This window comes from Stenotrophomonas sp. TWI809 (genome assembly GCF_039673205.1).
Lineage (GTDB): Bacteria > Pseudomonadota > Gammaproteobacteria > Xanthomonadales > Xanthomonadaceae > Stenotrophomonas.
Genome location: NZ_JBDJLE010000013.1, coordinates 101,218 through 109,957, shown reverse-complemented (window position 1 = coordinate 109,957; position 8,740 = coordinate 101,218). Strand labels below are relative to the sequence as shown.

General features: G+C 65.2%; 8 protein-coding genes and 1 riboswitch. Of the genes, 3 read left to right on the top strand and 5 right to left on the bottom strand.

Annotated elements, in window-relative coordinates; translation table 11 throughout:
* Positions 1-171: 171 nt before the first annotated feature.
* From pncA to ABE472_RS11715, 5 genes are all read right to left on the bottom strand, one after another.
* Positions 172-798, bottom strand: coding sequence for a bifunctional nicotinamidase/pyrazinamidase (gene pncA / locus ABE472_RS11735; protein ID WP_313208888.1), 627 nt, complete (start codon positions 796-798; stop codon positions 172-174).
* A 52-nt stretch (positions 799-850) separates the two neighbouring features.
* Positions 851-1,540 (bottom strand): epoxyqueuosine reductase QueH, encoded by a 690-nt coding sequence (locus ABE472_RS11730; protein ID WP_346466243.1) that lies wholly within the window; start codon positions 1,538-1,540, stop codon positions 851-853.
* A gap of 70 nt (positions 1,541-1,610) precedes the next feature.
* A complete protein-coding gene (metE, locus tag ABE472_RS11725) occupies positions 1,611-3,908 on the bottom strand; it encodes a 5-methyltetrahydropteroyltriglutamate--homocysteine S-methyltransferase (RefSeq protein WP_346466242.1) in 2,298 nt (765 codons plus the stop codon).
* Between the two features lie 213 nt (positions 3,909-4,121).
* Positions 4,122-4,355: riboswitch (cobalamin riboswitch) on the bottom strand.
* Positions 4,356-4,431: 76 nt separating this feature from the next.
* On the bottom strand, positions 4,432-5,919 hold the full coding sequence (locus ABE472_RS11720) for a hypothetical protein (RefSeq protein ID WP_346466241.1): 1,488 nt from the start codon (positions 5,917-5,919) through the stop codon (positions 4,432-4,434).
* A 237-nt stretch (positions 5,920-6,156) separates the two neighbouring features.
* Positions 6,157-6,306 (bottom strand): hypothetical protein, encoded by a 150-nt coding sequence (locus ABE472_RS11715; protein WP_313219885.1) that lies wholly within the window; start codon positions 6,304-6,306, stop codon positions 6,157-6,159.
* 172 nt (positions 6,307-6,478) lie between these two features.
* On the opposite strand from ABE472_RS11715, the gene ABE472_RS11710 reads away from it, so the two are divergent.
* The 3 genes from ABE472_RS11710 to ABE472_RS11700 all read left to right on the top strand — a co-directional run bounded on the left by ABE472_RS11710 (position 6,479) and on the right by ABE472_RS11700 (position 8,683).
* Positions 6,479-7,261 (top strand): hypothetical protein, encoded by a 783-nt coding sequence (locus tag ABE472_RS11710; RefSeq protein WP_346466240.1) that lies wholly within the window; start codon positions 6,479-6,481, stop codon positions 7,259-7,261.
* Between the two features lie 70 nt (positions 7,262-7,331).
* Positions 7,332-7,901, top strand: coding sequence for a sigma-70 family RNA polymerase sigma factor (locus ABE472_RS11705; RefSeq protein WP_346466239.1), 570 nt, complete (start codon positions 7,332-7,334; stop codon positions 7,899-7,901).
* Complete coding sequence (locus tag ABE472_RS11700; protein WP_313208883.1) at positions 7,898-8,683, top strand: anti-sigma factor; 786 nt, start codon at positions 7,898-7,900, stop codon at positions 8,681-8,683. The genes ABE472_RS11705 and ABE472_RS11700 overlap by 4 nt, the downstream gene beginning before the upstream one ends.
* The last annotated feature ends 57 nt before the right edge of the window (positions 8,684-8,740 follow it).

Here is an 8,740-nt window from a genome sequence, read left to right as displayed (position 1 = left end):
GGCCGGCTCATCGCACGCCCCAAACGGTATCGGGAGCCGGCCAGCGGCCGGCACTACCAGCGCACGGCCGGCACTACCAGCGCACGGCCAGCACCCGCCGATCGTTCTTTGATCCGGTAGGTACCGACCGTTGGTCGGTACGCCGTTCCGGCTGGCGCCCGGGTTCGCCCGTCAGATAACCGCGATCTTCGCCTTGGCCAACGCCTCGCGCACCATCCCATCGTTGGCCTCGGTCACCGGCCGGGTGAGGTCCCACAGGAACTTCACCCGGAACCCGGATTTCATCGCGTCCTGCGCGCTCCACAGCACGCAGTAATCGCGCGCCAGGCCGCACACATGTACCTCGCGGATGCCGCGCTCATGCAGCCAGCCGGCCAGGCCGGTGGCGGGGCGGGTGCCGTCGGGACCATGGTTTTCACGGAAAGCACTGTATGAGTCCACCTCGCGCCGGGTGCCCTTGCGCAGGATCAGGTCAGCCACCGTCCAGTCCACGCCCGGATGCAGCACGGCGCCATCGCTGCCCTGCACGCAGTGGTCCGGCCACAGGGTCTGCGGCTGGGCGTGCAGCAGGATCGCTTCGAACGGCAGATGCCCCGGGTGCTGGCTGGCGAAGGAGGCGTGGTCGGCCGGGTGCCAGTCCTGGGTCGCCACCACGGTGGCGTACCGGCGTTCGGCCAGCAGGGCGGCAATGTCCGGCACGATCGCATCGCCGTCCACGCAGGCCAGTGCGCCACCGGGCATGAAGTCCGGCTGCAGGTCGATCACGACCAGGGCGACATCGGCGGGGTAACGGCTCATGGCGGCTTCACGGCTGTAGGGGCGCCCAGTCTAGCCGACGCCCCTGCAGCGGTCAGTCGGCGTCGCCCTGCTTCGAGGTGCCATCGCCGTAATACAGCACGCCCAGCTTGATCCGCTCGCGCCCGGTCTCGCGGCGGTGGCGGTTGGCGTCGCGCAGCGAGTACACGCAGCCGCAGTACTCCTGCTGGTAGAACTGCTCGCGCTTGCTGATCTCCACCATCCGCGCGGCGCCGCCGCCCTTGCGCCAGTTGTAATCCCAGTACTGGAGGCCCGGATAGTGCGCGGCGGCGCGGTGGCCGCAGTCGTTGATCTGGTTCATGTCCTTCCAGCGCGAGATGCCCAGCGAGCTGCTGATCACCGCAAAGCCGTTCTCATCCGCGTAAAGCGCGGTGCGCACGAAGCGCATGTCGAAGCACATCGTGCAGCGGATGCCGCGCTCGGGTTCGCTCTCCATGCCGCGGGCGCGCGAGAACCAGCTGTCGGTGTCGTAGTCGGCGTCGACGAACGGCACGCCATGCTTCTCGGCGAAGCGGATGTTCTCCTGCTTGCGCAGTTCGTATTCCTTCACCGGGTGGATGTTGGGGTTGTAGAAGAAGATCGTGTAGTCGATGCCGGAGGCGGTGATCGCCTCCATCACTTCGCCCGAGCACGGCGCGCAGCACGAGTGCAGCAGCAGCTTGGTGTGGCCGTCGGGCAGGGACAGGGTGGGGCGGTCGATCGGTGTCAGGTCATGCGGGTTCATGCGTTTCTCGTCGACCCCACCGCCGGCAACGGCGGCGATGGGGTCCTTGGGTCAGTCTACAAAGCGCCGATCAGGCGGCGTTGGCGTCGGCGGTTTCCTCGCGCAGTTCGCGCGCGGCGGCCACCAGTGCTTCCAGCGCGGCACGGGTTTCCGGCCAGCCGCGGGTCTTCAGGCCGCAATCCGGGTTGACCCAGATCTGCTCCGGTCGCAGCACTTCGGCGGCCTTGCGCAGCAGCGCCAGCATCTCGGCCTTGTCAGGCACGCGGGGGGAGTGGATGTCGTACACGCCCGGCCCGATCTCGTTGGGATACTGGAAGCGCACGAAGGCATCCAGCAGTTCCATGCGCGAGCGCGAGGTTTCGATCGAGATCACGTCCGCGTCCATTGCGGCCACCGAGTGGATGATGTCGTTGAACTCGGAATAGCACATGTGCGTGTGGATCTGGGTCGCATCGCGCACGCCGCTGGCGCTGATCCGGAACGCTTCCACCGCCCAGTCCAGGTATTCGCGCCATTGCGCACGGCGCAGCGGCAGGCCCTCACGGATGGCCGGCTCGTCGATCTGGATCACGCCGATGCCGGCCGCCTCCAGATCCGTCACTTCATCGCGCAGGGCGAGTGCGATCTGGCGGCAGGTGTCCGCCCGGGACTGGTCATCGCGCACGAACGACCACTGCAGCACCGTCACCGGCCCGGTCAGCATGCCCTTCATCGGCCGCTGCGTGAGCGACTGCGCATACTGCGACCAGCGCACTGTCATCGGCTGCGGACGGGTCACATCGCCGAAGATCACCGGCGGCTTCACGCAGCGCGAGCCGTAGCTCTGCACCCAGCCATTCTTGGTAAAGGCAAAGCCATCGAGCTGCTCGCCGAAGTACTCGACCATGTCGTTGCGCTCGAACTCGCCATGCACCAGCACGTCCAGCCCGATCTGTTCCTGCACGCGCACGCAGTGCTCGGTCTGGGTGGCCAGGAACGCATCGTAATCCGCATCGGAGAGCTTGCCGGACTTGTTGCGGGCGCGGGCCTCACGCACCTCCAGCGTCTGCGGGAACGACCCGATCGTGGTGGTCGGGAAGCGCGGCAGCTTCAGCGCGGCGGCCTGGGCCAGGTGGCGTTGCGGGTAGCGGCTGTGGCGCTGTGCATCGGCCGGGGTCAGCGAGGAAAGACGCGCGGCGACGGCCGGGTTGTGCACGCGCGGCGAACGACGGCGCGATTCGATGCACGCACGCGAATGCGCGAGCGGTGCCTCGGCACGCGCCGGCGCATCGATCGCGTCGGCCAGCACGCGCAGCTCGCCGAGTTTCTGCTTGGAGAACGCCAGCCAGCTGCGCAGTTCGTCGTCCAGCTTCTTTTCGTGGTCCAGATCGACCGGGCTGTGCAGCAGCGAACACGATGGCGCCAGCCACAGCGCATCGCTGCCGACATGACCGTGCGCGTAGCGCGCCAGCACCAGGGCGTTGTCCAGGTGGGTGCGCCAGATGTTGCGGCCGTTGACCAGCCCGGCCGACAGTACGCGACCGGCCGGCAGCGCCTTGATCACCGCATCGAGCTGTTCCGGCGCACGGACCAGATCCACATGCAGGCCATCGACCGGCAGCGAGGCAGCCAGCGCCAGGTTGTCTTCCAGCGCACCAAAGTACGTCGCCACCAGCACCTTGGGGCGGGCGACCTGGCCCAGCACCGCATAGGCGTGCTCGAACGCGGCCCGCGTGGCCTCGTCCAGGTCCTGCACCAGCAGCGGCTCATCCAGCTGCACCCACGCCGCGCCGGCGGCCTTGAGTTCGCCGAGCAACTGCACGTACACCGGCAGCAGCGCATCGAGCAGGTCCAGCGCGTTGCTGCCATCGGTGGTCTTGGACAGCCGCAGGAAGGTCACCGGCCCGATCAGCACCGGGCGGGTCTCGATCCCCAGCGCCTTGGCCTGGCGGTACTCGGCCAGCGGCTTGTCGCCGCGCACCGAGAAGGTCTGGCCGGCGTGCAGTTCGGGCACCAGGTAGTGGTAGTTGGTGTCGAACCACTTGGTCATTTCCAGCGCATGCAGGTCGATGCCATCGCGCTGCAGGCCCCGCGCCATCGCGAAGTAGCCGCTCAGCGGTTCGGCATCGGCGAGCGCGCGGTAACGGGCCGGGATCGCATCGAACAGGAAGGCCGCATCCAGCACCTGGTCATACAGGCTGAAATCATTGCTCGGCGGCACATCCACGCCGGCCTCGCGCTGCAGCTGCCAGTGGCGTTCACGCAGCTCGGCCGCGGTGTCCTGCAGCGACGCGGCGCTGCTCTCGCCGGACCAGAAGGCTTCGAGCGCGCGCTTGAGTTCGCGCTTGGCACCGATGCGCGGAAAACCCAGGGTGGTAACAGTGGTCATTGGAACGTGTCCTCATTGCGTAGGGGCATTGAGGAACGAAGGAACCGCGCGCCGTCCGGGGCCTTGCAGCCCGTTCCGCCCCGCCAGCGACCTTCGCCCCCGCGGGCGAACCGGATGCCGTGAAGCGGACGCACGGGGGCAGCGCCATGCAGGCGGCAGGGCGGCAGGCCCCGGCAACCTCCCCGCGGACGTTCCAGGTCGAATCGGAGGACGGTCATGTCCTCCGGCCGGGGCCGGTATTCGGGCTGATGGACACGGGCGCGGACGCCCACCTAGTACCTGCCGCTTCCCAGGCGCGAAGGCCCAGTGCTGTTGGCAGGAGTCGTTTCCATTCACCGCTGCGGGGCAGCTCCGGAATGGGCGCGCGAGGCGCCTTCACCGGATTCCCGTTTAAATCCATCCCTTCATCTGCATGAAGCGATGGATACCTTCGGCCCGGACAATCTAGTTCGGACCGAGCCGCTGGTCAAGGAGAAGTTCCACGTGGCTGCACGGCGAGAAGGATGAGTCGATGCCTTAATCATTAGGCTTCCTTCGAGCCGTCAGTGGGCCGTGGGTCCAGCTCTTCGTTTGCGGCCATACCAGCTTCGATCTTGGAGTCCTGCTGCTTCAGCAGGTTGTCGCGTTTCTCAGACAGTACCTTTGCAAGGGCGCCGAATCCGGGAATCTTCAAGAGCGTCTCAACCGATTCAGACAATTTCGCACTCTTCTCAAGCACATCCATCACAGGGTGATCGGTCTTGTTGTAGTCAGTGATCAACTTGCCAGGGTTTTCAGCGCTCACTTGAAGTACGTTGAAGAGCAGTCGGGTCCTTAGCTCATTCTTTACTTCGCCGCCATCGGACAGAGATTCAATCTGGTTCGAAAGGCCTGAGAATGTTCTGCCGAGAACCGCTTTGTGCGTGTATTCCTCGATGAGACGTTTAGATAGGTTGAGGCGCTTGTTTGAAGAGTAGGCCAGCCATAGAACGGGGAAGTAGAGCGGCAAAATGGAGATGACCATCTGCGGCGTGTCCCTAATAACCTCTGTCAGCAGAACACCATGCACAAGCTGGTAGATGCCAACGGCGAATGGAATCAGGGATACTGCGATGAGGCCAAAAACTGCATGCCTAAAGCTCTTCTCATGTAGCTTCAAGAAGGCTGATTCGTCGTCTTTCTTGCTTTCATAGGCGGCACTAAGCCCAGCTGCGAGCGCTCCTGGGAGTAGGGCCTTTAGCTGTTCGGAAACGTCCGAAAGCGATGATCTGCCGCCATCTATGAGCGACGAGAACTCGAGCTGCTGACCTTCCAGAACCTTGCGATGGTCTTCCTCAATTTTTGAGACGGCGTTGTCCGACTCATTGGACAGCGCTGAGAGGCGAGAGTTGATTGATTCATACGTCTTTTCCAACTCGTCTCGAAGGCCGTCCACCCGCTCGGTGTTGCCGTCCTCGCCTTCAACGTCGTGCCCGAAGACTTCCTTGTGAAGTTCGTCGAGTTCGGCTTTTCTTTTCAACGAATGATTAAGGAGTAACTTGATGTTGTCTGCTTGGGACTTCGCATCCTGAGACTGTTTGGACAGAGCCTCGAGTTCAGTCGGGATCGCGTCGGCCTGTTCCAAAAATCCATCGACCTTCTCCAGGCGAGCTTGGGCCTCAGAAACAGAGCGCTGTACGGATTCGTTGGCAGCCGACGCTTCTGCGTAGACGTTCAGTGCAGCTCTTGCGGATTGCTCAAGCGTGCTTGCATCCTCTAAGAACCTCTCCTTTCCCGAGGTGAGACTCGACATTGCATTAGAAATCTCTTGCAGTGCCTCGGATATCTCCGATCGAGCTGACGACATCTCTGCTGCGGTATGATCAACCGTCAAGCGATGAGCTTGGATCGCGGCTAGAGATTCGCGCGCCGCCTCCGCAGACTCAGATGTGGAAGAAACAACCTTTCGCTCCAATTCGTCAAATCGGCTGCTCACAGCCTTCTTGAAGCTTTCAAACTCTTGTGGCTCAACGCCCTTATCAAAAATTCCCAAGTTCCATTCCCCCTGTAAGATGCGGTCCTGAATGAATTATCTATTTACTTAGGCCGGTCCCGTCAAGGTAAGCAAGAAGTAAACTGTATTGGCCGGTTGCTCGGACCGATTCTGGTCAGGCCGGCCGGCGAACAGGCCTGATACGGCAAGCACTTTTCAGGCAATTCGCCGCCCGCCCTCTTCCTTGAGATCGGCACTTACGGTTCACGTCTTGTGGTGATAGGGAACTATCTTCGATCAGACCTCTGCCAGTTCATCGCGTGCCTTGGCGGCGTCGTAGGCCATTTTCAGATTTATCCAGAAGCCTTCGCTGGTCTCGAAGAAACGCGCCAGCGCCGGCGCGGTGTCGGCGCTGGGGCTGCGGTTTGCACCCAGCGCCCGGGTCACGGTGGATCTGACCTACAACGGGCAGTTCGCCAGTGACGCCCGTGACCAGTCCGCCTGGCTGGGGGTGTACTGGGCCTTCTGGCCCGGGACGACCAGGGTACGGATTGCCGCCCGCTGCATCCGCCCAGGCACTTGCTGCGTATCTCTTCAGGACACTCACCTGGAGTCGCGCATGCGCCACCCGCCTGTCCCCATCGCCGCGTTCCTGCTGCTGGCGCTGTGCCCGTTGCCGGGCATGGCGCAATCCATCCAGCGCCAAGAGGGCCGCGCCTATGCGGCCGCCGGCAGCACCCTGCTCTACCGCGAGACCCATTGGCTGCAGGGGCCGGCAAGCGCACAGTCGCGGCTGGTGCTGTACCGCTGCACCGACGGGCGCCCGTTTGCCCGCAAGTGGATGACCCCGCAGGGCAGCCCGCAGACGCCGGATTTCACCCTGGACGATGGCCGCGACGGCTATCAGGAAGGCGTGCGCGGCGGTGCCGCTACCCGCCAGGTATCGGTCCGCGCCAGCGCGCAGGCACCGACCTTCAGCAGGGCCATCACGATCCCCTCGGGGGCGGTGGTGGATGCCGGGTTCGACGCGGCCGTGCGCAGCCATTGGGCCGCGTTGCAGGCCGGGCAGAGCGTGGCCTTCCAGTTCCTGCTGCCCAGCCGCCAGCGCCTGGTGCCGCTGAAAGTGCAACGCACGGGTGCGGTGACCTGGCAGGGTCAACCGGCCGAACAGCTGCAGATGAAGCTCGATGCCTGGTTCGGTTTCGCCGTGCCCGCGGTCACCTTGGTGTATGCCACCGCAGACCAGCGCCTGCTGCAGTTCACCGGCACCGGCAACGTCCGCGATGAGAAGGGCAAGTACCCGCAGGTGCGGGTCGAGTTTCCCGCCGCACCGGTTGCAACGCCCGCCGCCGAGCTGACCGCTGCCCGCACGCAGCCGCTGGTGAAGACATGCGGTGCCTGAGCGCCCCCTTGCAGATGGCGCCGGGAGCAAGGAGGATGCCGATACGCCCGTTATCGACATTGAGCCTGCAATGCCCGAGCTGGACGCCGCCGCTACCGCTGCATCACATCGTCTGGACGAGCTGCTCGTCCGGGTCGCCGGCGGTGATCGCCAGGCGTTCGAATCGGTCTATCAGCTGGCCTCCGGCCGCCTGTTCGCGATCTGCCTGCAGGTGCTGCGCGACCGCGGCGATGCCGAAGAGGTACTGCAGGACGTGTTCACCACGGTCTGGAACAAGGCGGGGCAGTTCGACCGCGCCAAGGCGGCGGCCATGACCTGGCTGTCGATGCTGGCCCGCAACCGCTCGATCGACCGTCTCCGCGCCGCGCCGCCGCGCGCGCTGGATGATCTGTCGGTGGCCGAGGAACTCCCCGATGTCGCGCCGCAGCCGGCCCAGGTGGCCGAACAGGCGTCGGATCACGAGCGCCTGCAGGACTGCCTGGATACGCTGGAGCCGCGCCGTCGCTCGCTGATCCGGCTGGCCTTCCTCGATGGCGCCAGCTATGAGGAACTGGCGCGCCGCATTGGTTCGCCGCTGGGCTCGGTGAAGAGCTGGATCCGCCGGGGCCTGGGCCAACTGCGGGTGTGCCTGGAACGATGAACGCCCGCGACCTCCATGATCTGCATGACGACGGCGAACCGCCGAGCGCCGACATCCTCGCCGGTGAGTACGTGCTGGGGGTGCTCGATGCCGCGCAGCGTGCCGAGGTTGAACGCCGCATCGCCAGCGATCCCGGCTTCGCGCGATTGGTCGCCCAGTGGGAGAACCGCCTTGCGCCCCTGCTCGAATCGCTCGGTACCGAAGCGGTGCCCGCGCATCTGTGGCCGCGCATCCGCACCTCGCTGGGCTGGCCCGCCGCAACGACCGCCTCGCCACGGGTCTGGCAGCGCACCGGTTTCTGGCAGGGCATGACCGCGCTGGCCGCCGCGCTGGCACTGGTGGCGGTGTTCAGCCGCCGCGATCTGGAGCCGACCACACCGTCGCCTACGCCCGTGGCGGTCACGCCGACCCCGCCGACGACACCGGCCGAGCCGGAGCAGGCCACCAAGCCGGTCACGCCGCTGTTGCACGACGACGGTACGCCGGGCTGGCTGGCGTCCGTCGACAAGGCCCAAGGCAAGGTGCTGATGGTGCCGGTCCCGGCCGCGGCCGATGCGGCCGGCCGTGCACCCGAGCTGTGGCTGATCCCGGCCGGCGGCACCCCGCGTTCGCTGGGCCTGGTCTCGATCAACCGCGCGCACACTGTTGCGGTGCCGGCCACGCTGCGTGATGCACTTGTGAATGGCTCGGTGCTGGCGATCACACTGGAACCGTCAACCGGTGCGCCGCAAGGCATTCCGACCGGCCCGATCATCGCCAAGGGCGACATCGCCAACCTGTAATCGCACAGACGCACGGTTTTTTTCCGGATCCGTGCATCCAAACGGCGCCCGCTCCCG

Excerpts from the sequence above, each read along its gene's own strand:
- pncA (WP_313208888.1), bottom strand. The coding sequence starts at position 798 with ATGAGCCGTTACCCCGCCGATGTCGCCCTGGTCGTGATCGACCTGCAG.
- ABE472_RS11730 (WP_346466243.1), bottom strand. The coding sequence starts at position 1,540 with ATGAACCCGCATGACCTGACACCGATCGACCGCCCCACCCTGTCCCTG.
- metE (WP_346466242.1), bottom strand. The coding sequence starts at position 3,908 with ATGACCACTGTTACCACCCTGGGTTTTCCGCGCATCGGTGCCAAGCGC.
- ABE472_RS11710 (WP_346466240.1), top strand. The coding sequence starts at position 6,479 with ATGCGCCACCCGCCTGTCCCCATCGCCGCGTTCCTGCTGCTGGCGCTG.
- ABE472_RS11705 (WP_346466239.1), top strand. The coding sequence starts at position 7,332 with ATGCCCGAGCTGGACGCCGCCGCTACCGCTGCATCACATCGTCTGGAC.
- ABE472_RS11700 (WP_313208883.1), top strand. The coding sequence starts at position 7,898 with ATGAACGCCCGCGACCTCCATGATCTGCATGACGACGGCGAACCGCCG.